This window comes from Aeribacillus sp. FSL K6-1121 (assembly GCF_038003725.1).
GTDB lineage: Bacteria > Bacillota > Bacilli > Bacillales > Aeribacillaceae > Aeribacillus > Aeribacillus composti.
Genome location: NZ_JBBOPS010000001.1, coordinates 416153 through 442647, shown reverse-complemented (window position 1 = coordinate 442647; position 26495 = coordinate 416153). Strand labels below are relative to the sequence as shown.

Sequence of the window (26495 nt, the reverse complement as noted above, 5' to 3'; positions counted from 1 at the left end):
ATTCTGTGATTATAATAGATTAACGTTCACTTCCTTTTATAATCGCCACTCCAGAACTAGTACCAATTCTTGTCGCACCGGCTTCTATCATCATGATCGCAGTTTTATAATCGCGGATTCCGCCAGATGCTTTCACGCCGAATTTCGGACCTACTACTGCACGCATAAGCTTCACATCGTCAACTGTTGCACCACCGGTAGAAAATCCTGTCGATGTTTTGACAAAATCTGCTCCGGCTTTTACAGCTAGCTCACACGCTTTTCTTTTCTCATCAACATTTAATAGACATGTTTCAATAATCACCTTTATCAAAGCTTTTCCGTTTGCCGCTTCAACGACAGCACGAATATCTTCTTCAACTGCATGATAACGCTGATCCTTCAATGCGCTGATGTTTATCACCATATCTAATTCCGCTGCACCTTTTTGAACCAACTCTGTCGTTTCATATGCCTTTACTTCAGTAGTTGTTGCTCCAAGAGGAAAACCAATCACTGAGCAAACTTTCACATCTGATTTTTGCAGCAAATCAGCTGCTGTTTCCACCCATACGGGGTTAACACAGACAGATGCAAATCCGTACTCATTCGCCTCAAAACAAAGCTTTTCAATATCTGCCTGCGTGACATCCGGCTTTAAAACAGTATGGTCAATATACTTCGCAATATCCCTTTTCATGAGAAGGCTCCCTTCATAAAAAGTGGTACAGCTTACATCAAAGTCTGTTTTACACAAGAAAAAGCTAGATTAAGAAGACTTCTGTAAATAGTCTTCATCGACTATACGGACTACTTGTCCTTCATTATATGGATAGCCAGCCTTAGTTAATTTCACCTTCACAATTTTCCCAACCATCTCTTTCGTCGCCGGAAAAACAACTTTTAAATAATTGTCCGTATATCCTTCATATTTGCCGCTGTCTGGAGCTTCTTTATAAGGTTCTTCTGGAATAACCTCCAGTACTTGTCCCTCAAATTTTGAGGCATATTCTTTTGCTAGTTGATCGCTTAATGCGATCAGCCGGTGTACGCGTTCGTTTTTTATGTCTTCGTCAACTTGATTTTCCATTCGGGCAGCTGGTGTTCCTGTCCGCTTCGAATAAGGGAAAACATGAAGCTCAGAATAACGGTGTTCTTTAACAAAGTTGTATGTTTCCATAAATTCTTCTTCCGTTTCACCCGGGAAACCTACAATCACATCAGAAGTTACCGCAAGCCCAGGCAAAGCTTCCCGCAGCCGTTTCAGACGCTCAGCATAAAATTCCGTCGTATATTTACGGCGCATCCGCTTTAAGACGCTGTTTGATCCTGATTGAAGCGGTATATGCAAATGGCGGACAATTTTATCGGACGTTTTCAGCACTTCAATTACTTCATCAGTTATTTGGCTCGCTTCAATTGAAGAAATTCTAAGCCGCTTTAATCCTTTCACTTCAGAATCAATATCGCGAAGAAGCTGTGCAAAATTATAATCTTTTAAATCTTCCCCATATCCTCCTGTATGGATGCCGGTTAAAACAATTTCTTTATATCCAGCATCCACCAGCTTTTGAGCCTGTTTAATCACTTCTTTTGGATCCCGGCTCCGCATGAGACCGCGTGCCCACGGAATAATACAAAACGTGCAAAAATTATTGCAGCCTTCTTGTATTTTTAAAGACGCCCGCGTCCGGTCTGTAAAGGAAGGTACGTCCATCTCCTCGAATACCCGAGCTTTCATAATGTTTGTCACACCGTTGATCGGCTGGCGCTCCTTCTTAAACTGCTCAATATAATCGAGCATTTTTTTTCGATCTTGTGTACCGACAACGATATCAACCCCAGGAATGGCCATGACTTCTGCGGGTGCCGTTTGCGCATAACAACCTGTAACGCAAATAACACTGTCAGGGTTTTTGCGGATCGCTCTCCGTATTACTTGGCGGCTTTTTTTATCACCTGTATTCGTCACCGTACAAGTGTTAATGACATATACATCCGCAATCGCTTCAAAATCCCGGCGCTCATATCCCGCTTCTTTAAATAGCTGCCAAATAGCTTCTGTTTCATAATGATTTACCTTACATCCTAATGTATGAAAAGCAACAGTCGGCATGTTTTTCACCTCGACAGTTCAAAATGATAGGATACTGCAGATAATAAATAAAGAGGAGCCGTTTCCGCCCGCAATATTCTCGGACCTAGCCCGCATAAAAGAAAGCCGTTATCGGATAACTGCTTAATCTCCTCGGCTGTAAAACCTCCTTCTGGTCCAAAAACAGCGAATAATGATCCTCCCCGCTGCAAAGAATTTAAAGCACGAAATAAATTGCTCGTTTCACCTTTTTTTGCATGCTCTTCATAAGCGACAATTTTTACATCGGCTGATGCAGCATAAGAAATGACATCCTTTAATGAAGCTGGCTTCGTCACCTCAGGAATTATGGTCCGATGTGACTGTTCCGCAGCTTCTTTCGCAATTTTATTCCACCGCTCTAATTTTTTATTTATTTTACCTTCATTTAATTTTACAATTGAACGAGCAGCATTAAAAGGGATAAACTTGGAAGCACCAAGCTCCGTCCCTTTTTGAATGACGAGCTCCAATTTATCCCCTTTAGGCAGCCCATTCGCTAATATCACTTTTACCGGAAGCTCTGAATTGTTCTCGATCCACTCTAAAATGGAACAGCATACTTTATCGGCAGATATTTGAACAATTTGGCAAAGGGCTGAATATCCATCCTTTGTTACACATATAATTTGATCATTCTGTTTCATCCGCATCACCCGGGAAATGTGGTGGACATCTTCCCCGGTGATGTCAATAATATCAGTTAATTCTTTTTTTGCATAATGAATAAAATAACGCTGCATCTTCAATCCCTCTATTTTTTTGCGATAAAGGCGACCCAATCTTCCATCGTCATCGTCTCTTCAATCGTAAAACCAGCTTCGATTAAAGCTTGCTCCACTTCGTGTTTTTTGTTTTGAATAATTCCGGAAGTAATAAAATAACCGCCGTTTTCTAAACGCTCATGCGCATCACGAACAAATCGCAATATGACTTCAGCTAATATGTTTGCAACAATTACGTTTGCTTTAACATCGATATCGTCCAACAAATTGTTTTGCTTGACTTGAACAAGATGCTGCACTTTATTCAATTTAACATTTAATCGCGCGCTGTCCACTGCAACTGGATCCAAATCAAGTGCGATGACTTTATCGGCCCCCAGCAAAGCACTCGCGATGCTCAATACGCCTGACCCTGTACCGACATCAATTACAATATTTCCCTTTTGCACCTTTTTTTCAAGTGCTTGTATGCAGAGAACTGTTGTTGGATGGGTTCCAGTTCCAAACGCCATACCAGGATCCAATTCAATGATCAGTTCATCGGTGTGAGCAGGTTCATACAGCTCCCATGTGGGGACAATCGTAAATTTTTTTGAAACCTTCACAGGACGGTAATATTTCTTCCAAGCGGTAGCCCATTCTTCCTCATTAACTTCACTAATTGTAATATGGTTCCGCCCCAAATCAATATCATACAACAGCAGGTTATTTATCCGTTCTTTTATCCCTTCCACCGTCTCGCCTAAAAAGCTATTCACAGGAAGGTACGCTTTAATGATGACACCTTCATCAGGATAGTCTTCAGGATCAAGCTGATATATTTCTCCATATTGATCTTCTCTTTCTTTTATAAGATCATACGGATCTTCAATAACTACTCCACCAGCACCCGCTTCATGTAAAATATTAGAGATAGGTTCAACCGCTTCTTCCGTTGTATGGATGCTAATCTCTGACCACTTCATTTTAGTAACCCCAATCCTTTAATCTCCTTTAAACGCCCGCTTCACTTTATCAAAAAAACTTTCTTCCTGTACATCAGGTTGATTCCCGCTGATAGCCGCAAATTCCCGCAGCAATTCTTTTTGTTTTTCCGTAAGGTTAGTTGGTGTAACGACGCGAACAGTTACATATTGATCTCCTATGCCATGGCCGTGAACATTTTTGATCCCTTTTCCAGACAGTCTGAATTTTCGGCCTGTCTGCGTGCCTGCAGGTATTTTTAATTTCACTTTACCGTATAAAGTAGGAACTTCAATCTCATCTCCAAGCGCAGCTTGTGCGAATGTCAGCGGCATTTCACAATAGATGTCATCACCATCGCGGACGAAAAATTCGTGTTCCTGTACGTGGAAAACAATATATAAATCACCTGATGGACCGCCGTTAATTCCCGGCTCTCCTTTCCCTTGTATGCGGAGCTGCTGACCGTCATCTACACCAGCTGGAATTTTTACTTGGATTTTTCTGCGTTTCTTCACTTTTCCGCTGCCGCCACAAGTTGTACAGCGATGTCTGATAAATTTACCTGTTCCGTTACATTGATAACAAACGCGCCGATTCACAAAAACACCAAAAGCTGTTCGCTGCTCTGAGCTGATTTGACCCGAACCTCCGCAATGCGGACAAGTTTCCGGAGTAGTACCAGGTTTCGCTCCTGAACCGTGGCAAGTATCACATGTTTCTTCGCTAGGAATTTCAATTGTCGTTTCCTTTCCGAACGCAGCTTCTTCAAATGAAATCGTCATCGTATATTGAATATCTGCACCTGCTCGAGGAGCATTCGGATCTCTTCTTCTTCCTCCGCCAAAGATCGAACTGAATAAGTCATCAAATCCAAATCCCCCGAAATCCGCTTCAAATTCTTCACCGTTAAAGCCGCCGAAGCCTTGAGTAGCACCTGCATGACCGTAGCGGTCATATTGGGCTCTTTTTGTGTCGTCGCTTAACACTTCATACGCTTCTTTTACTTCTTTGAATTTTTCGGGCGCGTCTGGGTCTTTGTTAATATCCGGATGATATTTTTTGGACAGCTTGCGATAGGCTTTTTTAATCTCCTCTTTTGTTGCGTTCTTACTAACTCCAAGCACCTCATAGTAATCACGCTTCGCCATATATTCACACTCCCGATTTCTCACATAGAGTAAATTTTAACATTGACAAACGGAAGAAAGCAACTGTTAACCGCCTTTACTGAAAAAAGTCAAAGTCAAGACATGCCTGACTTTGACTTATCCATTTTCAGATTAAAACATTTTATTTGTCATCTACTTCTTTATATTCAGCGTCAATCACATCATCGTCATTTTTATTTTTGTTTTCAGAATTATTTTGTTGATTATTTGTCTGTGCTTGTTTAGCCGCTTCCTCATAAAGTTTTACAGAAAGGTTCTGAACGATTTCTTGAAGTTCTTCTTTTTTCGCTTTTATTTGATCGAAATCATTTTTATCAATCGCTTCTTTTAATGCGTCTTTTATTTCGTTTGCTTTTTTCACTTCTGCTTCATCAACTTTTCCTTGCAGCTCTTTTAATGTTTTCTCTGTCGTAAAGACAAGCTGGTCAGCTTCATTTCTCAATTCTGCCTGTTCTTTTCGTTTTTTGTCAGCTTCAGCGTTTTCTTCCGCTTCCTTAATCATGCGCTCAATTTCTTCTTCGGATAATCCCGTGGATGATTTAATTGTAATTTTTTGTTCTTTTCCAGTTCCTAAATCCTTAGCACTTACGTTCACAATTCCGTTTTTGTCGATATCAAACGTTACCTCGATTTGCGGCACTCCTCGCGGCGCAGGCGGGATATCTGTTAATTGGAAGCGTCCTAATGTTTTATTGTCAGCAGCCATCGGACGTTCCCCTTGCAGAACGTGAATATCGACCGCAGTTTGGTTGTCAGCAGCAGTTGAAAAGATTTGCGACTTGCTCGTTGGGATCGTAGTGTTCCGTTCAATCAGTTTTGTAAACACTCCGCCCATCGTTTCAATTCCAAGCGATAATGGAGTAACGTCTAGGAGCACAACGTCCTTCACATCACCTGTGATGACACCGCCTTGAATTGCAGCACCTAACGCAACGACTTCGTCCGGGTTAACACCTTTATGAGGCTCTTTGCCAATTTCCTTTTTAATCGCTTCTTGAACAGCAGGAATCCGAGTGGAGCCTCCGACTAAAATTACTTTATCGATATCGTTTTTCGTTAAACCAGCGTCGCTCAATGCTTGGCGAACAGGACCCATAGTTTTTTCTACAAGATGCGCAGACAATTCTTCAAATTTTGCCCGCGTTAATGTCACTTCCAGATGAAGCGGTCCTTGTTCACCTGCAGTAATAAACGGCAAAGAAATTTGTGTTGATGTTACGCCTGATAAGTCTTTTTTCGCCTTTTCCGCAGCATCCTTCAATCTTTGCAGAGCCATTTTGTCTTTGGAAAGATCAATGCCATTTTCTTTTTTAAATTGATCTACTAAATAGTCAATAATGACTTGGTCAAAGTCATCACCGCCGAGATGGTTGTCGCCCGCTGTTGCTCTTACTTCAAAAACACCGTCCCCAAGTTCAAGAATGGACACATCAAATGTACCGCCGCCCAAGTCATAAACTAAAATGGTTTGATCTTCATCCATTTTGTCAAGACCGTAAGCTAAAGCAGCTGCAGTCGGCTCATTGATAATCCGTTCAACTTCAAGACCGGCTATTCTTCCTGCATCTTTTGTTGCTTGGCGCTGAGCATCGTTAAAATAGGCAGGAACAGTAATGACAGCTTTTTCTACTTTTTCCCCTAAATAATCTTCTGCATACGATTTTAAATGCTGCAAAATAATGGCAGAAATTTCCTGTGGTGTATATTTTTTTCCGTCAATCTCCACTTTGTAGTCAGTTCCCATGTGGCGTTTAATAGAAATAATTGTATTTGGATTCGTGATCGCTTGGCGTTTTGCAATTTCACCTACTTGACGCTCGCCGTTTTTAAATGCAACAACCGACGGTGTCGTCCGGTTTCCTTCTGGGTTTGGAATCACTTTCGGTTCGCCGCCCTCCAGAACCGCTACACAAGAGTTCGTTGTTCCTAAGTCAATACCGATGATTTTACCCATATATCACAACCTCCTGCTAATTATCATATGTAATTACTCATTAACCTTTACCATAGATGGTCGAATAACCCGGTCTTTCAGTTTGTAGCCTTTTTGCAGCTCTTCCACAACAACATTGGATTCGAAATTTTCGTCTTTCACTTGCATTACCGCTTGATGAAGGTGCGGATCAAACGGTTTCCCAACCGCTTCGATCACTTCAACTCCTTCATTTTCAAGTGCTTGAAGGATCTGACGGTAAACCATTTCCATGCCCTGCAAAACGGATTTTGTTTTTTCATCCTCTGCCTCAATTTTCAACGCCCGTTCAAAATTATCAATAGCAGGCAAAAGATCTGATATTAAACTTTGCGCACGATATTTTTGCTGTGCTTCCATATCAAGCCTGCTGCGCCGGCGAAAATTTTCAAAATCGGCCTGAGCTCTAAGCATGCGATTTTCCATTTCCTCCAGCTTTGCCTCAAGCTCAGCGATCTTTTCATTCGCTTTCACCAATTCCTCTTCAGCATTTGAAGAAGATTGTTCTTCACCTTTTTCCTCTTGGCTGCCCTCTTGGCGCAATTCTTCTTGATCAGGCATTTCTTCTTTCTCGTTTTCGGCTTTCTCGTTATTGTATTCAACTTCTTCTTGGATTGTTTGTTCTTTTTCAGTCTGATCGTTTGCCATCATTTCACCTCCCTTAAAGTGCAAAGGAAAAGGGATGGAGAATTCCCCCATCCTATCCTTGATATAGCTTTGTTAAAACTTGTGATAAATCTTTCGAGAAAAATTTTAAAAGGCTGATGACCCTTGAATAATCCATTCGTTTCGGGCCAAGCACCGCGACTGTGCCGATTTGCTTCTCGCCAATTGAATAGGTGGCAGTAATTAAGCTGCAGTTTTCCATAGCAGATATTTTATTTTCCGTGCCAATTTTCACCGTAATGCCTGACGGGTTTGTCTTTAGCAAATCATACAGTTCATCTTCTTGTTCTATGAAATCTAAAAATGTTTGAATTTGAGAGACATCGCGGAACTCCGGCTGGCTCAAAATATTCGTTTTTCCTCCGAAATATATTTTTTCGTGACCTACATTCAGCGTGCCAGTAATCAATTTTAATAAAATATCATAATTTCTAATATGCTTCCGTAAAATGTTTGCAATTTCCTTGTATATTTTATCCTTTAATTCGCTTAGAGGCACGCCAGCAAGCTTTTCATTTAAAATATTTACGATTTTTTCCAGTTCACTCATGTCTATTTTTTCTGGAAAAGTAATCATTTTATTCTCAACATGGCCTGTGTTAGTTACAAATATGGCAACCGCCTTATCTTCGTTAATTGGAACGATTTGCAAACGTTTGAGTCGGTTCTCCGAAACTTTCGGACCTAAAACAATCGCTGTATAGCTTGTAAGCTCAGATAAAATTTGAGCTGATTTTTGAACAAGCGTTTCTAATTCATATATTTTCTCGGCGAAAATGGATCTTATCGCCATAATTTCTTTTTTCGTTAATTTTTTTGGTGACAATAAATGGTCGACATAGTATCTATACCCTTTTTCGGATGGCACTCTGCCTGATGACGTATGGGTCTTTTCAATCAATCCTAATTCTTCCAAGTCCGCCATTTCATTTCGGATTGTAGCCGAGCTGAACGTAATCGATTCCTTTTTCGATAAAGAACGGGAGCCAACCGGCTGAGCATATTGAATAAAATCATCAATTATAATTTGCAAAATTAATAATTGACGATCTGTCAGCAAGGAACATCACCTCTGTTAGCACTCATATTACTCGAGTGCTAATTCTATGATAAAGTTATCAAATGAAAGAAGAATTGTCAATTAACTAACTGCGAGAAATGCTTGAAATACTTCATTGCCTAAAAGCATTCCTTTTCTTGTTAAAAAAAGATGTGATGCACTTTCAGATAAAAGACCTTTTCTTAATTGTTCTTCAATTTGCGGGCCAAATACTTCCCCAACATCTAATCCGTATTTATCTCGGAACCGTTTTTTGGAAACCCCTCTAATCGTCCGCAATCCGAGAAACATTTCTTCCTCCATCATTTCTTCTTTTGTCAGCATATTCTCCGAAACAAAAGCCGTTCCATTATTTTTATAAATCATTTCAATATATTTTTTCAGCGGTCGAGCGTTTTCCCGCCGGATCCCGTCCAAATAGCTGTGTGCTCCAGCTCCAAATCCATAGTAATGGTTATTATGCCAATACGTTAAATTATGTTTGCTTTCAAAGCCTTTGCGTGCGAAATTACTTAATTCATACTGATGGTATCCGTGCCGTTCCATTTCATTCATAACGGTCTCATACATAAACGCCTCTTCCTCTTGAGAAGGAAGCAAAAGCTTTCCTTTTCGCATTAAATTATAAAACACCGTTTTCGGTTCTACGATTAGCGAATAAGCAGACATATGCTGGACCTCTAATGAAAATGCAACGGAAAGAGTTTCTTTCCATTCTTCTATCATTTGGCCGGGAAGACCGTACATAAGATCTATGCTAATATTTTCAAAGCCTAGCGATCTTGCCCGTTCAACTGCTTGAAATACTGTTTCTTTATTATGAGTCCTTCCAATTTTTTTCAGCAATGAATCTTGAAAGGCTTGCACTCCGATGGATAGGCGATTGACTCCGGCGTTTTTCAATACAGACAGCTTCTCCATCGTTAATTGATCTGGATTGCATTCAACTGTAAATTCAACTACGGATTGCATCGGCAAAGTTTGATGTATGCTCTCCATTAAATAATCGAGCTGTTTGGCTGACAGGGAAGTAGGCGTACCGCCGCCGATAAATATCGTTTTTAATTCTTCATTTAATACTTGATCCTCCATTGCCTTTTTCATTTCCAAACACAGTGCTTGCAAATAGTCATCAACAGGCTGGTTTTGTAAAAAAAATTTATTGAAATCACAGTAGTGGCATATTTGTTCGCAAAACGGGATATGAATATACGCGGCTTCAGCCATTTTTCATTCTCCTGCCTTTCCAAAGCGCTAATGCCGCAGCAATGGCTGCGGCACTCGTCAACATCATTTTTGGTTTTCATCCATTTTCAGCACAGCCATGAAGGCTTCTTGCGGCACTTCGACAGAGCCGACTTGTTTCATTCGTTTTTTTCCTTCTTTTTGTTTTTCAAGAAGCTTCCGTTTACGCGACACATCTCCACCGTAACATTTTGACAACACATTTTTACGTAAAGCTTTAATCGTTGAACGTGCGATGACCTTGTTTCCAATTGCAGCCTGAACAGGAACTTCAAATTGCTGCCTTGGAATAAGCTCTTTTAATTTTTCAACGATAGCTTTGCCGCGTTCATAGGCGCTGTCACGATGAACAATGAAGGATAAAGCATCGATTTTCTCCCCGTTTAAAAGAATATCCATTTTCACAAGTTTTGAAGGTTTGTAGCCAATGAGTTCGTAGTCAAACGATGCATACCCTTTTGTGCTTGATTTCAACTGATCAAAAAAATCATAAACGATTTCCGAAAGGGGGATTTCATAAACAATATTGACTCTCGTTTCATCCAAATATTGCATATCTATGAATTGGCCGCGTTTTCCTTGGCAAAGCTCCATCACCGCACCAACATAGTCGTTTGGAGCCATAATCCCGGCTTTCACATAAGGCTCTTCTATTCGGTCAATTTTTTGCGGATCCGGCATGTTCGAAGGGTTATCAACTTGAACCATGCTGCCGTCTGTTAAATAAACATGATAAATAACGCTAGGCGCCGTCGTAATTAAATCAATATGAAATTCCCTTTCAATTCTCTCTTGGATGATTTCCATATGCAGCAGACCTAAAAAGCCGCAGCGAAATCCAAAGCCCAGCGCTTGCGATGTTTCAGGTTCAAATTGCAATGCGGAGTCATTCAGCTGCAATTTTTCAAGAGCATCACGTAAATCGTTGTATTTTGCCGTATCTATTGGATACATCCCGCAAAAGACCATCGGATTTAATTTTCGGTACCCCGGCAGAGGCTCGGCAGCCGGATTGACAGCGCTAGTGATCGTATCACCAACTCGTGTGTCACTGACATTTTTAATGGAAGCCGTTAAATAACCGACGTCGCCAACCGTGAGCTCCTGTACAGGATGCGCTTTTGGCTTGAAAACACCGACTTCCGTTACTTCAAATTCTTTCCCCGTCGCCATCATTTTTATACGGTCTCCGACTTTTACCGTACCATCAAAAATGCGTATATAAGCAACAACTCCACGGTATGCATCATACAGAGAATCAAATATAAGCGCTTTGAGCGGTGCGTCTGGGTCACCTTGCGGAGCTGGGACTTTTTGAACAATTTGTTCTAAAATTTCTTCGATGCCGATTCCTGCTTTTGCTGATGCCAACACAGCCTCAGAAGAATCAAGCCCAATCACGTCTTCAATTTCTTGTCGCACTCGTTCAGGCTCAGCGCTCGGCAAGTCAATCTTATTAATAACAGGCAAAATTTCTAAGTCGTTGTCAATCGCTAAATAGACGTTCGCCAGCGTTTGCGCTTCGATCCCTTGCGCCGCATCCACAACTAAAATGGCGCCTTCACAGGCAGCCAAGCTTCTCGAAACCTCATACGTAAAATCAACATGTCCAGGGGTATCAATTAAATGAAAAATATATTCATTCCCGTCTTTCGCTTTATATGATAACTGAACCGCATTCAGTTTAATTGTTATACCTCTTTCGCGTTCAAGATCCATCGAATCGAGCAGCTGCTCTTTCATTTCCCTTTGGGTAACAGCAGCTGTTTTTTCCAGAATCCGGTCAGCTAGTGTTGATTTCCCGTGATCTATATGAGCAATGATGGAAAAATTGCGAATTCTCTTCTGGCGTTCTAATTTTTCTTCCCTTTTCATATTTTTGTCACCACTCCTACTAGCCAACTACACTAGCTTTGATTATATCAGTAGAAAATTGGAGATTCAATGAAAATTTATTCTGTGATTGAATACGCAAAACAGGGATCAGAATGACTGTCTGAACCCTGTTTTGAAATAGACTAGACCTGCGGATTGCTTCAAGTCTTTCTTTTAAATTTGTTTAGGTGTATGCTTCAATCAGCTCCAATATTCCTTCAATGATCGCTGATGTTCCTTTTTGCACTAGATTCGCAAGCGATTTTCCAATTTGAGAGAAGAAATTGAATGCCTCTATTTTTTCAAGCTGCTCCTGCTTTTTTTGTAAATCGTGGCTTGTCACTTGATTTCCCAAAATCGTGGCTTCCAGTTTTCCGTCGTCCTTTTGCTTTAGTTGAACGGCTTCGACTGTCTCTTCCGTCTCATAGCCTCTCATTTGTTGAATGCCATGGCTCGCTTGCTGTATGCCAATTATTACTCCTAAAAACATAATGAAGGTTAGAAGCAGACTTTTGGCCATAAACTTCGCCATCAAACATTCCTCCTTTCAAGCCGTCACTCGTTCTGAACGCTCCCGCTCACCTTTTCTGCCTGCCAATAATATTCGCTAAATATGTTTGCAACCGCTTCGACAGTTCTGCTGAGTTCTTCCATGTTATTATCAACTCCCCCGAATTCAATCAGCAGCGAATTCTCTGATAAGTCTTGATTGTAAACGCCGTTAACTCCTTCGCCTTTTTTGGAAAACACACCACGGCTTAAGCCCGGATATTTCTTTTCAAACAATTTGTGCAAATTTTGTGCAATTTTTTTATTTTTATCAGCATTTGGATTATTCCCACCAATCACAAATGCAATTTTGGCATAACTCTTTCCATTAATCGTAATGGTTGTTTTATCCCTTTTTTGTGAATCACGGTGGATGTCGAAAATGTATTGAAGATCTCGATTCGATGCCAATGCTTCTTGAACAACAGGTCTTGATGCATCATATGATTTGTAATATTTCCATTTTTTCTCATTTAATACAGTTTGAAAATTCGTTTTGTCCACAACCGCTCCTATTCCTCTTTCTTCAAGCTCTTGTCCAAACTTTTCTCCGACTAATGTGACATTCGCCTTTGAATGAAAAGGAGATTTTGCCCCATTTAATAAAGGATAATAAGATTCGGTCGTGTGAGTATGATAAATAAATACGACTTTTTTTCCATTCGTTGTTAAGTTAGGAGACTGTTTGGGCTTTTCCTCGCCTTCCACATCTTCAAGCTTGTCAATCGAAGCTTCCCTTTCCTCTAAAAGCACTTCTGTCGGGGGAGCGGATTCAATCGGCATGTTCGTATAATTCGTCCCTTCTCCAGCCACAATGATGTCGCCATCGAACAAAGTAAACCCTGGAAGCTCCCGTCCGAGCAAGCTGCGCGGATCATCAGGATTTATGCTTGTCGTTAATTGAAAAAGGACGGAAGAAACTGAAAAATCCGGTTTACTTTCTTCTAATCCTTGAGAAAAATAATGGTTTTCAAAGTTTAATAAATGAAGAAACATTCTGCCGTTTATATTTCCCGTGATTTCATGAATAGAACTAGAGGCGGGACGATATTCAATCTTAATCGACGTCAAAAGCCCTGTAATGAAAAACATAAAAATGATTAAAAAAAATCCCGCTAAGATGATTTTTTTTAAGCTTGTCCTATCAACTGTTACGACCATTCTGCGATGCTTCATGAAAATCCTCCTCCAAGGCTTGTCTACAAAATATGTATGACAGCACTGGGAGGAATAGAACTTTTACTTTGTTTTTAATGTGTGTAAGCCCCGGTATTTTCTTCATTCACCGCGGAATGGAGCGCCATGTTTAAACCGCTCGCAAGCACATTCGCCATATCTTCAATAAACATATCTACTTCTTTCGGTGTTACCATTAAATTATGTCCAAGTGGACTCAGCACTTCATGAATCAGCATTCTCTTTTCATTTTCTTCCAGTGTACCGATTATCCCTAAAAACTGCTTTCTCTCTTTTTCCTCAGGCAAATCTTCATCCGTCAGCTTCTTTTTTTCAGCAAAGCTAAACCAAGACGGAGCCAACGCATTTTTTGGGCGATTTCCTTCCCGCATTTCTCTGCCGAGATGCTTTAATATAAAATCAATCGTATCACTAGTTATCGTTACAGCATCAACTACTGTCGGAATTCCGATTGATATAACCGGAACGCCTATCGTGTCCACACTCAATTCTTTTCTTTTGTTTCCTACGCCGGATCCAGGATGGATGCCGGAATCGGCAATTTGTATTGTGCTGTTTACACGCTCTATTGATCTTGCAGCTAATGCATCAACGGCAATAATGAAGTCAGGTTTTGATTGTTTTACAACTCCCGTTATAATATCAGATGTTTCAATTCCCGTTAGCCCCATCACTCCTGGTGCAAGGGCGCTGACAGGTCGATAGCCTTCTTTGACGTTTTCTGGTTCAAGCTGAAACAAATGTCTTGTGACCAATAAATTTTCACATGTTAAAGGGCCTAAAGCATCTGGAGTGACATTCCAATTGCCAAGACCGACCACTAAGCAGCTTGCATCTTTAGAAATTTGCAGCTGTTCCAAAAAAGAACTGAAATGCTTTGCAAACATTTTGATTACTTTTTCCTGCAGTTCGGTATCTTTATTGCGGATTCCCTGCACTTCCAGCGTTAAATATTTGCCTTTCTTTTTGCCGATTGTCTCAGCACCTTTATCCGTAATGTCCATATGGACAATTTTCATACCGTCTTCCTCTTCTTCTTGAACGATGACCCCTTCCATTTCTTTCTTTTTTTCAAGGGCCAAATCTCTCGCTTCAAGCGCCAAATCCGTTCTGATTGAATATTTGCTTAAATCAAGCGCGTTGTTCATCATTGTCACCCCAAGTTCATTTTTATCTATTTTTTCCAAAGTCATTTCATTTCATCCCATTTCTTAGCTTCAAAGGGGGATTTCATTTACATTAGTATTGCAAAAGAAAAAACCGTTTGATAGAATAACTTTTGTTCTATATCCAAAAAAGAATGCGGCAGCTTTGATTTTATATAGTCAGTAGGAGGTGAAACAATGGCTAACATTAAATCCGCTATTAAACGAATGAAAACAAATGAAACACGCCGTGCCCGCAATACATCAATGAAATCGGCTATGCGTACAGCAATTAAAAAGTTTGAAGCGTACGTTGTAAATAAAGATGTTGAACAAGCAAAAGAAGCGTTTAAAGTAGCTGCGAAAAAAATTGATAAAGCTGCTTCCAAAGGAATCATTCATAAAAATGCAGCCGCTCGTTTCAAATCACGCTTAGCTAAAAAATTAAACAGCTTATCAGCATAAAAATAAAAGCAATCATCAAGCTTTTATCCCGCTTGTTGATTGCTTTTTTTCTTGCTGAAACAGCTTCAGCAGCAAAAACTCTAACGCTAATTGTCTATCTTTTTTTCCTGTTTTTATTTCAAAATCTGTCTCCGCAAGAGCTTTTATGATGCTCTGCAATTCACTGGCAGAAAACTGCTTCTCCTGTTTTAAAGCCAGCTTAATGCGAAACGGATGAACCTTTAAGGATGACGCCATCCGATCCTGTCCGTAACCGGATTTCGAAAGCTGCTTCACTTGATATAATAGACGGAATTGTTGTGTAAGGAGGCTTAAAATTTTAATCGGTTCTTCGTTTATTTTTAACAAATCATAAAAAATTTTAAAGGCTTCTTCTGTTTTCTTTTTGACGACGGCATCAATTAAATCAAAAACATTTTGTTCAAGCGAGCGTGCGACGAGCTGCTTGACCATTTCCGCAGTCAACTTATTTCCGCTTCCAACATATGCACATAATTTTTCCATCTCTTTATCTATGATCATTAAGTTGCCAGATGTTTTTTCCATAAGCTCATCGATCGCTTCTTTTTCCATCGCCACATTTTCTGCTTCCGCTTTTTCCTTTATCCATTTGACTGTTTCCTCTTCTGAAAAGGAATTCATTTCAACTACTGTTGCCGCTTTCTTTATTTGTTTTGTCAGCTTTTTTCTTTCATCAATTTTTTCATGTGGAAGCAAAAAGATAAAAACAGTAAACGGGGCAGGATTTTCTACATATTGTTCAAGTTTTTTAAGATTATGCTCCACTTTTTCTTTTTTCTTTTCGCTCGTCAAAAAATAAGGATTTTTCACAACAACCATCCTGCGTTCACCTAAAAACGGCATCGTTTCCCCATCTTCAACAGCCGTTTCTATATTTGTTTCTTCCATATCATAGACGGAATAATTAAATTCCCGTTCGTCTTCACTAATTGCCTCGGTTAACAATTTGCGAATTGTTTCATTTAATAAAAATGATTCTTTTCCATAAAATAAATAAAGAGACTGAAATTGTTTCTTTTTAAATGAATTCCATAAATCGACAATCATCTTAAGATTCCCCTAAAAAATGAAGTGTGCTTCATTCATCATATATGGAAAAAAATTTTTTCGCAACACTTCAACATAATGGAGAATTGGCAGCGAAGCCAATCCTCCGATTTATATGAACGTTTTTTGTAAGCCCCGGGACACTTACAAAAAAACGATTACCCATTCATATATTCTCCCTTTCGAAAAAGAATATAGTTGTTAATCGTTAACATGAATCATTTTTAAGAATGTAGATTTTTTTGCTGAAATCGCTTATACTACTTATGACGATGAGGAGGGGTATAGATGAACGAATTTGAACAAAATGTAAGCAAACGTAATGATGCTGTTGATTCTGCCGTCGGTTTTATTGTTTCTTTTGGCTTTTTTGCCACATTGTTTATCATTGCAACAGCGATTAAATTGATCGGCTCGTAAAGAGAGAGGCTGCAAACGGCAGTCTCTTTCTTTTTGCTCCTTGTACAATCCGGACCCAGCCGTCCAATCATCTCTCCATTTTCAAGCTGTCAAAACTGCCCTATTTTGTTAATGTATCGTATGGCGGGTAGAATAAAAAGGTTCCTTGAGACTTTCGATATTTGTATTGGACAGCACCCAGTTGATCTGTACGAAAAATGGATACGTTTTGTTTTTTTAATCGATTCAATACTTCTTGATGAGGATGTCCGAAACGATTGTTTCTTCCTGCTGAAATGACCCCGATCTTCGGATCAATTGTTTGTAAAAATATATCGCTAGTCGAAGTTCTGCTTCCATGATGCCCGATTTTGACCACATCCGCAGTCATTTTTGGATATTGTTTAATCATGTGCCGCTCTCCGCTTTCTTCAAGATCACCGGTAAACAGCCAGCGCAACCCGCCTATTTTTGCCATGAGGACGAGAGAATCATTATTTTTAGAATCCGATTTTGTGAAAGGAGAGAGAACGTGGAAAGCTGTTCTGCCTGTGATCCGATCTCCTGCTTCTAATTCAAATATTTCAATTCCTCGATTTTTCGCTTCTTTTACTATTTGCTTTTCCAGCTCTTCTCTGGAAAAATATTTTGGAATAACCAATTTGTTTACTCGAAATTGTTTGATTAAGGTTAATGACTCGCCGATATGGTCATAGTCTCCATGAGTTAAAAACAAAATTTCAATTTCCTCTACCCCTTTCGACTGTAAATAAGGGATCAGGACGTCCAATGCGATGGAAAACGGTTTTTTTCGCATCTGCCAGCTTTCTTTTTCAAATACAGCCATTCCTCCTGTATCAATTAAATAACTGTTACCTAAGCCGGGCTCTCTAATAAAAATGCTGTCTCCTTGTCCGACATCAAGAACTGTTACTTCTCCCGGCATGGTCATTTTCCCTGCTATCAAAAGCAATGCAGTGAGCAAGCTGCTGCACAATATCGGTTTTCCCCATTTTTTCATCGGCTTATGCTCCATTTGAAAGAAAACAGCAATAAAAATGACGCATTGCAGCAAAAATAAATAAACAGTCGGTTTTCCAGTTGTTATCATGAAAAAAGGCAAATTACTGAAAAATAATGCTGTTTTGGACGACAAAGTAAAAGAAGTGTGAAGAAGGGAAACAAATATTGAACCGATGGAAGAAGAAATTACGGTTAAAATGAGGGTGATCATGGTAAGCGGCAGCAAAAAGAACGTGTATAGCGGCACAAACATAATATTCATGATAAAGCTCAATAGAGAAAATTGATAAAAATAGTAGCATATAATCGGCAGTGAAGCAGTTTGGGCAACAAATGAAACTGCTGCCAACAATTGCAATGAATTCCTGCATTTTTGAAAGATTTGTCTTGATAAAATTAGCGAAAATGTGACTGCGTAAGAAAGCTGAAATCCAAGATGAAAAACTTCATACGGGTCAAGAAATGTCATGAGAAGAAAGCTGAATGAGATTGAATCAGAAAGGGGCATATTTTGTTTAAAAAGTGTTCCTCCCATGATCAGCGCTGCCATAAGAGAGGCGCGGACGACAGGCGGAGCACCTCCTGTTAACAATGCATAAAAGGGGAGGAAGCAAATCAAAATCATAATGGTTTGTTCTTTTGAAATGCCCAGCCGCAAAAGGAAGATGTAAAGTGAGGCGATTAATATGCTTACGTGAAGACCTGAAATCGAAAGAATATGAACAATCCCTAGCTTTCGATAAGCGGCAAGATCTTCTTCTGGAATATTGTTCTGATAGCCTACCGTCAAAGCAAGGACGAAGCCGGCTGTTTTTTCTGGAAATTTATGATGAATCCATTCAATCATTTTTTGCCGGTAATTTTCCAAATGATCTTTCCATGACGGCTTATATGTACAATGCCCGATTTTGTCGAGCTTATACAGCCAGTGGATTTGCTGAAAATACAAATAGCGCTTATAATTAAACGCATTTTCATTTGTGTTATTTTTCGGTTTTTCAAGCTTTCCTGAAAAATTGCATATATCACCTGGCCGTATATTATTTGTACTTTTCATCTCTTGTTTTGTTTTCAATGTATAACGGGCCGTCAGCTTTTCTCCCTGATTCGTCTCGACCGCAAATGTCATCAGATCCCCGTCGATTTCAGGAGAGGAGATTACCTTTCCTTTTGCTGATAACATGCCTTCGTGATAATTTGTTTTATTTTGTTGATCATACCAATGAAAATATGGAAGCATGAACAAAAACGAGCAAGCAACGATGAAAGCTAATTTCCTTTTATGTTGAAGCCATAAGAAAAAAAGAAGTGCAGCAAAAATGAAAAAAGGAAGAAGGGAAGGAAAAGAGGTAGCGGAAACAATCGCCAACAATGCGGAAATCGCGACATATGCCCACTGGCCTCTCAAAAAAATAACCTCCTTTTCGATTAGATCAGCCGAAAAGTTGACGGGCTTGTTCATTCCATTTTTTCAAGTCCGTTTCTGATACGCCGAGATGTTTTAAAGCATTTAAAAGCTGCTCAACATATTCGCGCTTTTCTTCATTTTTTAAATCCAAAGTCGTTTCATCGAATGCGACTTTTTCTATATGAACACCTGCTTGTTCAAATAATTCCATTGCATATGGATGATTTTTGTAATCTTTTGCATAGTATACACTTTGAATACCCGCTTGAATAATCGCTTTTGTGCAAGCTAAGCATGGAAAATGCGTGACGTAAATTTCCGCTCCTGCTGTTGCCACTCCAAATTTGGCGCATTGCAATATCGCATTCATCTCCGCATGGATCGTTCGAACACAATGGTTATCAATCACATAGCAGCCTTCATCAATACAGTGAACTCCTCCTGCGATCGAGCCGTTATATCCCCCCGCAATAATCCGTTTATCGCGGACAATCGTAGCACCGACAGCAAGTCTTGTACATGTGCTTCTCAGCGCAAGCAAATGGCTTTGCGCCATGAAATAATGATTCCAAGAAATTCGATCCACTTTTACCCCTCCGAATTTTGTAAACATTCTTTTTCAGTTTATCGACAAGTCTTCATGTTCGTCAACGCTAATCTCATTTTTGATCTTTTCAAACGTTTTTTCTCCTATACCGGTAACCTCCAATAAATCCTCTTCTTTTTGAAACGGCCCGTTTTCTTCACGGTGTGCGATAATTGCTTCCGCTTTTGCAGGGCCGATTCCCGTTAATTTTTGCAGCTCTTCCTTTGTCGCCGTATTAATATTGATTTTTTCTTTCTCTTGCGGTCTTTGTAAAGCATCAGCATTTGCGCCGCTTTCATCCATAAGAGCATTTTCGTCAATTTTTTCGCCTAGCTTTGGCACATAAACAACCATACCGTCTGTTAGCTTTCTGGCAAGATTCACACGATTTCCGTCTGCCTGGTCATTCATTCCTCCAGCTTTTTCGATTGCTTCAAACACCCTGCTGGATGACGGCAATTCATAAACACCAGGCTTACGAACAGCCCCCTTTACATCAATAAAAATCATCGTCGTCTGTTCGTTACGGTGCTCATTCTCTTCTTCGTCATCATCTTCTCTGCTTTTTTGCATCGGCGTTCGTTCATCCGTTTCCAGCAATGGTTCATCGGAAACTTCGATCTCGTTTGAATCACGCCAGTTGTTGATGATAAAAAACAAAATGGCAGCGAAAATGATTAACAAAAAAACCCCATACTTTTTTATAAAAAGGAAATGGTTCATACACATGAATTCCCCTTTCTAAATATTCATTCATAAAATAAGGCAGCAGAACATATCGTGTAGGAGAACAATGTTAAAAAAAGGAGGGGTGAAAAGTGAAAATAGGGTTTATAGGAACCGGCAATATGGGGCGTATTCTCATTGAAGCTTTTTGCGAGGCAAAAGTATCAACACCCTCATCGTTGTTTATAACGAATAGAACGATTCAAAAGGCATATGCCATCAAACGGAAATATCCTGAAATACATGTTTGTACATCAAGTATAGAGGTCGTTCATCAAAGCGATTTCATATTTCTATGCGTTAAGCCTTTAGATATACACCCCCTTTTAAAGGAACTGAAAACTTGTTTACAAGAACATCAATGTTTAATTTCCATTACGAGCCCGATTTCAGTCGAGCAAATCGAATCGGCTGTTCCATGCCAAGTAGCCCGAGTCATACCAAGCATAACAAACAGGGCTAAAGCGGGAGCTGCTTTGCTGACATTTGGAAATAGATGCAGCGAACATACAAGAAATATCATTCTTTCCATGTTTGAAAAAATATCAAAGCCAATCTTAATAGAAAATAACATTACCCGTGTTGCATCTGATATCGTCAGCTGCGGACCGGCTTTTTTCAGCTTTTTGCTACAAAAATTTATTGAAGCTGCTGCGGCGGAAACAGACATTTCGAAAGAGGATGCGGTTCAATTAGCAAACGAGATGATGATCGGCATAGGCAAGCTGCTTGAAAGCGGGTATTACACGCTTCCGACATTGCAGGAAAAAGTGCACGTAAAAGGGGGAGTTACCGGAGAGGGGATTAAAGTGCTTGAAAATGAACTAGGCGACATGTTTCATCATTTATTTCAAAGCACCCATGCAAAATTTGATGAAGATTTACAAAAAGTGAGGCATCAATTTGACAATGAATAATATTCTGCAGGGCTCATGAAAATTCCTGCTAAAATGAAAAAAACCATCGAAAAAAAATTACATTCGATGGTTTCAACTTTTTTTCGCAATATAAAATATTCGTTCCGCCTGCTCGATGTCCGGGCTTTGAAAAATTCCATCCGTTATGTCAACGATCGTAAAGCCGCACTTTTCCAACATATGTCGGTACTCAGAAATTGAAAAAGTTCTTTGATAATGGTCTTCATCCAACCGTACATAATCCGTTCCATTGTTCACAAAGAAGGTTAATTCATGAATGACACTGTTTGGATATTCACCGTCAAAGCATTTCCAAATATAGCTGACATCCTCATCATTATCAGCGAATACAGCATGTTTAAATATTTTCTCCATTTTATGAACAGAATGGGCATCAAACAGAAATAAGCCGTTTCGGTTCAAGTGGTCGTATACGGCTTGAAACGTTTTGACCACATCCTCTTCCTTCAGCAAGTAGTTGATGGAATCGCAATTTAATAACACCGCATCAAAAGGCTTGTAGCCTTTAAGCTCCCTCATATCTTGTTCAATAAAGAGCGCATCAAACCCTTTTTTCATCATCTTTTCCTGGGCAACGGCGAGCATTTCTCCGGAGAGATCGACACCTGTTAGCTCATACCCAAGCTCAGCCATCCTATACGATATTTCTCCTGTTCCACAAGCTAAATCTAGCACCCGGTTCCCGCCGTTTCCATATCGTTGAATCGCTTGATGCAAAAATTGCGCCCATTCATCATAAGGAACATCTTTCATTAATCGGTCGTACACAGATGCAAAATGCTTATAAATCAAGCTAACCACTCGCTCACTTCTTCGCGCGGAGCATCTCCCCATAATTTTTCTAAATTATAATAGCTTCTTTCATCCCTATGGAAAACATGAGCAACGACATCTCCTAAATCAATGAGAACCCATTTTGCCTCGTCAAACCCTTCGAGACGCTTGACGGGAATTCCGTTTTCCTCTGCTTTCTCTTTCATTTCTCTGGCAATTGCTTGCACATTTTTTTCGTTATTCGCATGGCATATCATAAAATAATCAGCTATTAGAGAGATTCCTTGCATGTTTAATACTACGATATCTTCTGCTTTTTTATCGCTGCCTGCTTTAACAGTTAAAGCTAGAATATCACGCGAATTCATCCACTTCACTCCTTCAATTTTTCATTACGAGCGCATTATAAGTTTTAAACGTTTCAGGGTAAATCGGCTGCTTTTTCTTCATTAAAAATGCAATCGTATTGGATATCGACTGAACGAGCGCTTCATTTAAATCTTTTTGTGCCAATTCCCTGACTTCATCGACTCCGGGGAAGCTTCTACCCGGTTCAATATAATCAGCTAAATAAATCACTTTTTCAAGAAGAGTCATGTTTTCTCTTCCGGATGTATGGTAGCGGATCGCATCTAAAATTTCTTTATCAGAAATGCCGACTTCCTTCTCGACTAAATAGGCGCCAACAGGTGCATGCCAAAGTTCTGTATTATATTCCAGCAAGTCCTTCGGCATATTTTGTTCAATAATAATTTTTCTCATTTCATCTTTTGGCCGAAATTTGGCATAATCATGAAAAATAGCTGCTAATTCTGCCTTTTTCACATCGGCGCCGTACCGCTTTGCCAAACTGATGGCTGTCTCCATTACGCCTAAAGTATGTTGATAACGCTGTTTCGTTATCGCCTTTTCCACAACTGCTAACGCTTTTTCACGTTCCATATAATCGATTCTCCCCTATATATTGAATAACTTTTTTGGGCAGAAGATAGTCCACCGCTTGTCCGTTTTTCAATCGCTCTCTGATCATTGTAGAGGAAACATCAAACTGAGGAACTTCCACCTCTTTTACGAAAAATGTGCTCTCATTCGAGTATCCGTTACGTTTCACGCCGACAAATTGCACCATATCCATCAATTCCTCTATTCGATGCCAATGAGGCAAATTTTCAATCATATCTGATCCAATAATAAAATAAAATTCTTCGTTTGGATATCTTTCTTTCAATATTTTCACTGTGTCATACGTAAAAGACGGACCCTCTCTTTCAAGTTCAATTAATTGGACTTGAAAAAATGGATTTCCTTCAATTGCTCTTTTCAGCATATTTACCCGGTGGTGTGTTTCTGTCACCGGCTCCTTTTGTTTATGGGGTGGAATATTGTTCGGCATAAACCATATTTTGTCCAGATTAAGAGAATGAAGAACCTCATTGGCCATTAATAAATGTCCGTTATGGGGCGGGTCAAATGTCCCCCCAAAAATTCCGATTTTACCCAATTTTTCCGCACCATCCGTTCGTTTATTCAGGCAAAATGATTTGTTTTTTTTCTTTTGATTCTTTATATAAAACAATGACATTTCCGATGATTTGGACGAGATGGGCATTTGTCCCATCAACAAGTGCTTGAGCAACTGCTGCTTTGTCTTCATCACAATTTTTCAGCACGTTCACTTTTATGAGCTCTCTTGCTTCTAAACAATCGTTCACCTGCTGAAGCAAATTTGAATTTACTCCGCCCTTTCCAATTTGGAAAATCGGGTTCAGATGATGTGCAAGAGAGCGTAAAAAACGTTTTTGTTTTCCAGTTAAAGTCATGATTTTCCTCCTAATTTTTCATATACGAGCTTTTTCATTCGACTGACATCAGGTTCCACATTCGTCCATATTTGAAACGCACATGCCCCTTGATAAACAAACATTCCTACTCCGTCAACAGTTTTAAGGCCCAGCTTTTCAGCCTCTTTTAATAACATCGTTTTCAGCGGATTATAAATGATATCAGCAACGACAGTTCCGCCGTGAACGCGTCCGGTTAATTCAATCGGCTTTTCTTCGATATTCGGCTTCATCCCGATGGATGTCGTTTGAATGATGACATCATATTCATTGGACGTTTGATCGAGTTGTTGGAATGAATAAACGTTTCCTTTTGTCTCATAGCTGCAGTTTTCCTTTAACAGATGAGCCCGCTCTGCTGTTCTGTTTACAATATCAATGAACGCAAAGCCTTCTTTCGCCAGCGTTGTATAGATCGCCCGAGCGGCTCCGCCCGCCCCGATCAGCAGCACTTTTAAATCTCGGGGATTGGTATTGTCAATATGCTCTTTCAATGACAGGTAAAATCCGTATCCGTCTGTGTTAAAACCGATTAATCTCCCGTCTTCGTTTTTTACTGTATTTACCGCGTGAAGCAATTGAGCCGATTCATCCAACTCATCAAGAAAAGGAATGATTGACACTTTATGCGGAACCGTTACATTAAACCCCTTTATGCCAAGAGCCTTCATCCCTTTTACCGCTTGTTCAAGCTCTTCCCCTTTTACTTGAAATGCGTGATAGCGGGCATTCATATTTAAGTAATCGAAAGCATCGTTATGAATGAGAGGGGAAAGCGAATGACCGATCGGGTCGCCTATTACTCCGTAAACTTGCTCCATTTGAAATCCTCTCCACCTTTTTGTTTTTATATTAATGAATGACGGACGCCCACATGTACATCTTTAGGTGCATAAGCAACAACTCTTTTCGGTCCATCGTGGATCGTTACCCATCCAAGACCTGAAAACACGATATCTTTCTTTTTTCCATTTATAGTGAATTCGTGCGGGACAAGTTCTGGAAAGGATTCGACTGCTTCTTTTCTAGGAGGGGTTAAAAGCTCCCCTAAATGTGTTGCATATAAATGATCCGCCTTCTCCAGTTTTGTTCGATGAATGTCAATGCTGTTCGGAATATAGCACACAATGGAGGAACGTCCTCCCTTTATATAATCCAGTCTTGCCAATCCGCCGAAGTATAAAGTTTGCCTTTCATTTAACTGGAACACTCTAGGCTTAATTTCTTTTTTCGGCGATAGAAGCTTTAGGTCGCGCTTATCAATAAAGTGCGCCATCTGATGATCATTGATAATGCCTGGTGTATCGTATAAAACTGCGCCGTCATCTAACGGAATTTCAATTAGATTGAGCGTTGTGCCGGGATAATGGGAAGTTGTAATGATATCCCCTTCTCCCGTAACCTCCTTCAAGATTCGATTAATAAAAGTTGATTTCCCAACATTTGTACATCCAACAACATACACGTTTTCTCCGTTGCGATAATGATCTATTTGCTCTGCCGCTTCTTTAATGCCATGTCCCTTTTCTGAGCTGATTAAAAGCACATCCAATGGCGTTAATCCATACTCTTTTGCTTCTCTCTTCATCCAACGAATAACCTTTTCTTTTTTCACCGATTTTGGAAGGAGATCAGCTTTATTGCCGATTAAAATGACTGGATTGTAGCCGATAAAACGCTGTATGCCGTTGATCCAGCTTCCGTTAAAGTCAAAAATGTCGACAACCTTCACAACAAGAGCTTTCGTATTGCCAATGCCGTGCAAAATTTTTAAAAAGTCCTCATTTGTTAACGAGACATCTTGAATTTCGTTATAATGTTTCAGCCGAAAACACCTTTGGCAGATCGGCTGTTCTTTCTCAAGAGCAGCTTTTGGAGCATATCCAATTTCAGATGGATCTTCCGTTTGAATTTTTACTCCGCACCCGACGCAAACCTTCTCATCCAAACTCATCACTCCTCCCAATGCAGCATGCCTTTCTGTTTTAACAATTTTAAAATTTTCCTTTCAATTTTCCTGTTGATCCGGGTCCAAAAGCCGTCAGTAGACGATACAGGCACAACTAAAATCGTATGAAAACCGCAGAGATTCCCTCCGAGAACATCTGTCAGCAGCTGGTCGCCGATCACAACAACTTCTTCTTTTTTCAGCCCCATCTGCTCAGCCGCTTTTTTAAACGCTTTTGCACGGGGTTTTCCCGCTTTCGAAATGAACGGAATATTCAGCGGTTCAGAAAACGAACGGACGCGTTTTTCGTTATTATTTGAAACAATTGTCACTTTAATCCCGTTCTGTTCCATCATTTCAAACCAATTTTTCAATTTCGGAGTTGCGTTCGGCCTGTCCCATTCTACTAAAGTATTATCTAAATCGGTAATAATACCTTTTATACCTTTTTCCTTTAAAAAATGAGGATAAATATGAAAAACGCTTTTCGCATATTCTCCGGGCAAAAACCTTTTCAGCAAATTGAACACCTCTTAATTCAATAAATAGACTACTGTTAAACTATTTTTCATCATACCGAATTTCGAGTTTACTTTCAAAACAATATTGTTTTCACAAAAAAAATTCGACAATTTTT

General features: G+C 39.8%; 28 protein-coding genes. 3 read left to right on the top strand and 25 right to left on the bottom strand.

Going from position 1 to position 26495, the window contains the following annotated elements:
• Window positions 1–19: 19 nt before the first annotated feature.
• From deoC to gpr, 13 genes are all read right to left on the bottom strand, one after another.
• A complete protein-coding gene (gene deoC / locus NSQ61_RS02190) occupies window positions 20–679 on the bottom strand; it encodes a deoxyribose-phosphate aldolase (protein ID WP_340805780.1) in 660 nt (219 codons plus the stop codon).
• A gap of 69 nt (window positions 680–748) precedes the next feature.
• The gene (gene mtaB, locus NSQ61_RS02185; RefSeq protein ID WP_066250569.1) at window positions 749–2095 is read right to left on the bottom strand and encodes a tRNA (N(6)-L-threonylcarbamoyladenosine(37)-C(2))-methylthiotransferase MtaB; all 1347 of its coding nucleotides are present in this window, start codon (window positions 2093–2095) and stop codon (window positions 749–751) included.
• A gap of 5 nt (window positions 2096–2100) precedes the next feature.
• Window positions 2101–2856, bottom strand: a complete 756-nt coding sequence (locus NSQ61_RS02180) for a 16S rRNA (uracil(1498)-N(3))-methyltransferase (protein WP_066250567.1) — start codon at window positions 2854–2856, stop codon at window positions 2101–2103.
• A gap of 11 nt (window positions 2857–2867) precedes the next feature.
• Window positions 2868–3803, bottom strand: coding sequence for a 50S ribosomal protein L11 methyltransferase (prmA, locus tag NSQ61_RS02175; protein ID WP_063388027.1), 936 nt, complete (start codon window positions 3801–3803; stop codon window positions 2868–2870).
• 18 nt (window positions 3804–3821) lie between these two features.
• A complete protein-coding gene (dnaJ, locus tag NSQ61_RS02170; protein ID WP_063388026.1) occupies window positions 3822–4952 on the bottom strand; it encodes a molecular chaperone DnaJ in 1131 nt (376 codons plus the stop codon).
• 142 nt (window positions 4953–5094) lie between these two features.
• Window positions 5095–6927 carry a molecular chaperone DnaK gene (dnaK, locus tag NSQ61_RS02165; protein ID WP_063388025.1) on the bottom strand — a complete coding sequence of 611 codons (1833 nt, stop codon included), beginning with the start codon at window positions 6925–6927 and terminating at the stop codon, window positions 5095–5097.
• 33 nt (window positions 6928–6960) lie between these two features.
• Window positions 6961–7593 (bottom strand): nucleotide exchange factor GrpE, encoded by a 633-nt coding sequence (grpE, locus tag NSQ61_RS02160; RefSeq protein ID WP_261308784.1) that lies wholly within the window; start codon window positions 7591–7593, stop codon window positions 6961–6963.
• 52 nt (window positions 7594–7645) lie between these two features.
• The gene (hrcA, locus tag NSQ61_RS02155; protein WP_063388023.1) at window positions 7646–8671 is read right to left on the bottom strand and encodes a heat-inducible transcriptional repressor HrcA; all 1026 of its coding nucleotides are present in this window, start codon (window positions 8669–8671) and stop codon (window positions 7646–7648) included.
• A gap of 81 nt (window positions 8672–8752) precedes the next feature.
• A complete protein-coding gene (hemW, locus tag NSQ61_RS02150; protein ID WP_339196875.1) occupies window positions 8753–9898 on the bottom strand; it encodes a radical SAM family heme chaperone HemW in 1146 nt (381 codons plus the stop codon).
• Between the two features lie 63 nt (window positions 9899–9961).
• On the bottom strand, window positions 9962–11791 hold the full coding sequence (gene lepA, locus NSQ61_RS02145; protein WP_311066342.1) for a translation elongation factor 4: 1830 nt from the start codon (window positions 11789–11791) through the stop codon (window positions 9962–9964).
• Between the two features lie 184 nt (window positions 11792–11975).
• A complete protein-coding gene (locus tag NSQ61_RS02140; protein WP_063388020.1) occupies window positions 11976–12323 on the bottom strand; it encodes a DUF3679 domain-containing protein in 348 nt (115 codons plus the stop codon).
• A gap of 23 nt (window positions 12324–12346) precedes the next feature.
• Window positions 12347–13516: a stage II sporulation protein P gene (gene spoIIP / locus NSQ61_RS02135; protein WP_063388019.1), complete on the bottom strand. Its 1170-nt coding sequence runs from the start codon at window positions 13514–13516 to the stop codon at window positions 12347–12349.
• Window positions 13517–13590: 74 nt separating this feature from the next.
• A complete protein-coding gene (gene gpr / locus NSQ61_RS02130; protein WP_063388171.1) occupies window positions 13591–14685 on the bottom strand; it encodes a GPR endopeptidase in 1095 nt (364 codons plus the stop codon).
• A 195-nt stretch (window positions 14686–14880) separates the two neighbouring features.
• Between gpr and rpsT the strand changes: the two genes are divergently transcribed.
• The gene (rpsT, locus tag NSQ61_RS02125; RefSeq protein WP_063388018.1) at window positions 14881–15147 is read left to right on the top strand and encodes a 30S ribosomal protein S20; all 267 of its coding nucleotides are present in this window, start codon (window positions 14881–14883) and stop codon (window positions 15145–15147) included.
• A gap of 15 nt (window positions 15148–15162) precedes the next feature.
• Here the strand turns inward: rpsT and holA are convergent, their stop codons facing one another.
• Window positions 15163–16215, bottom strand: coding sequence for a DNA polymerase III subunit delta (holA, locus tag NSQ61_RS02120; RefSeq protein WP_340805779.1), 1053 nt, complete (start codon window positions 16213–16215; stop codon window positions 15163–15165).
• Between the two features lie 288 nt (window positions 16216–16503).
• Here holA and NSQ61_RS02115 point away from each other — a divergent pair, with 288 nt between their 5' ends.
• Window positions 16504–16635 carry a YqzM family protein gene (locus tag NSQ61_RS02115; RefSeq protein ID WP_065095531.1) on the top strand — a complete coding sequence of 44 codons (132 nt, stop codon included), beginning with the start codon at window positions 16504–16506 and terminating at the stop codon, window positions 16633–16635.
• A 100-nt stretch (window positions 16636–16735) separates the two neighbouring features.
• On the opposite strand, the gene NSQ61_RS02110 is transcribed toward NSQ61_RS02115, so the two are convergent.
• From NSQ61_RS02110 to NSQ61_RS02100, 3 genes are read right to left on the bottom strand one after another with little or no spacing between them, the layout of a single operon-like run.
• Window positions 16736–19045 (bottom strand): DNA internalization-related competence protein ComEC/Rec2, encoded by a 2310-nt coding sequence (locus tag NSQ61_RS02110; RefSeq protein WP_340805778.1) that lies wholly within the window; start codon window positions 19043–19045, stop codon window positions 16736–16738.
• Window positions 19046–19070: 25 nt separating this feature from the next.
• Window positions 19071–19631, bottom strand: a complete 561-nt coding sequence (locus tag NSQ61_RS02105; protein WP_063388016.1) for a ComE operon protein 2 — start codon at window positions 19629–19631, stop codon at window positions 19071–19073.
• A gap of 33 nt (window positions 19632–19664) precedes the next feature.
• Window positions 19665–20315: a helix-hairpin-helix domain-containing protein gene (locus NSQ61_RS02100; protein WP_340805777.1), complete on the bottom strand. Its 651-nt coding sequence runs from the start codon at window positions 20313–20315 to the stop codon at window positions 19665–19667.
• Window positions 20316–20449: 134 nt separating this feature from the next.
• On the opposite strand from NSQ61_RS02100, the gene comER reads away from it, so the two are divergent.
• The gene (comER, locus tag NSQ61_RS02095; protein ID WP_340805776.1) at window positions 20450–21274 is read left to right on the top strand and encodes a late competence protein ComER; all 825 of its coding nucleotides are present in this window, start codon (window positions 20450–20452) and stop codon (window positions 21272–21274) included.
• Window positions 21275–21346: 72 nt separating this feature from the next.
• Here comER and NSQ61_RS02090 read toward each other — a convergent pair whose 3' ends face one another.
• The 8 genes from NSQ61_RS02090 to NSQ61_RS02055 are packed head-to-tail and all read right to left on the bottom strand — an operon-like array spanning window position 21347 to window position 26379.
• Window positions 21347–22096, bottom strand: a complete 750-nt coding sequence (locus NSQ61_RS02090; protein WP_235600443.1) for a class I SAM-dependent DNA methyltransferase — start codon at window positions 22094–22096, stop codon at window positions 21347–21349.
• Window positions 22084–22437, bottom strand: coding sequence for a ribosome silencing factor (gene rsfS, locus NSQ61_RS02085; protein WP_063388012.1), 354 nt, complete (start codon window positions 22435–22437; stop codon window positions 22084–22086). Before rsfS ends, NSQ61_RS02090 begins: the two co-directional genes overlap by 13 nt.
• A gap of 13 nt (window positions 22438–22450) precedes the next feature.
• Entirely contained in the window at window positions 22451–23011 is a 561-nt protein-coding gene (gene yqeK, locus NSQ61_RS02080) for a bis(5'-nucleosyl)-tetraphosphatase (symmetrical) YqeK (protein ID WP_063388011.1), read from the bottom strand.
• Window positions 23001–23570 (bottom strand): nicotinate-nucleotide adenylyltransferase, encoded by a 570-nt coding sequence (locus tag NSQ61_RS02075; RefSeq protein ID WP_066250550.1) that lies wholly within the window; start codon window positions 23568–23570, stop codon window positions 23001–23003. The genes yqeK and NSQ61_RS02075 overlap by 11 nt, the downstream gene beginning before the upstream one ends.
• Window positions 23571–23592: 22 nt before the next feature.
• Window positions 23593–23889: a ribosome assembly RNA-binding protein YhbY gene (yhbY, locus tag NSQ61_RS02070; protein ID WP_063388009.1), complete on the bottom strand. Its 297-nt coding sequence runs from the start codon at window positions 23887–23889 to the stop codon at window positions 23593–23595.
• Window positions 23886–24731, bottom strand: a complete 846-nt coding sequence (gene aroE, locus NSQ61_RS02065) for a shikimate dehydrogenase (RefSeq protein WP_066250548.1) — start codon at window positions 24729–24731, stop codon at window positions 23886–23888. Before aroE ends, yhbY begins: the two co-directional genes overlap by 4 nt.
• A gap of 26 nt (window positions 24732–24757) precedes the next feature.
• A complete protein-coding gene (gene yqeH, locus NSQ61_RS02060; RefSeq protein WP_066250545.1) occupies window positions 24758–25864 on the bottom strand; it encodes a ribosome biogenesis GTPase YqeH in 1107 nt (368 codons plus the stop codon).
• Entirely contained in the window at window positions 25864–26379 is a 516-nt protein-coding gene (locus NSQ61_RS02055; protein ID WP_063388006.1) for a YqeG family HAD IIIA-type phosphatase, read from the bottom strand. The genes yqeH and NSQ61_RS02055 overlap by 1 nt, the downstream gene beginning before the upstream one ends.
• Between the last annotated feature and the right edge of the window lie 116 nt (window positions 26380–26495).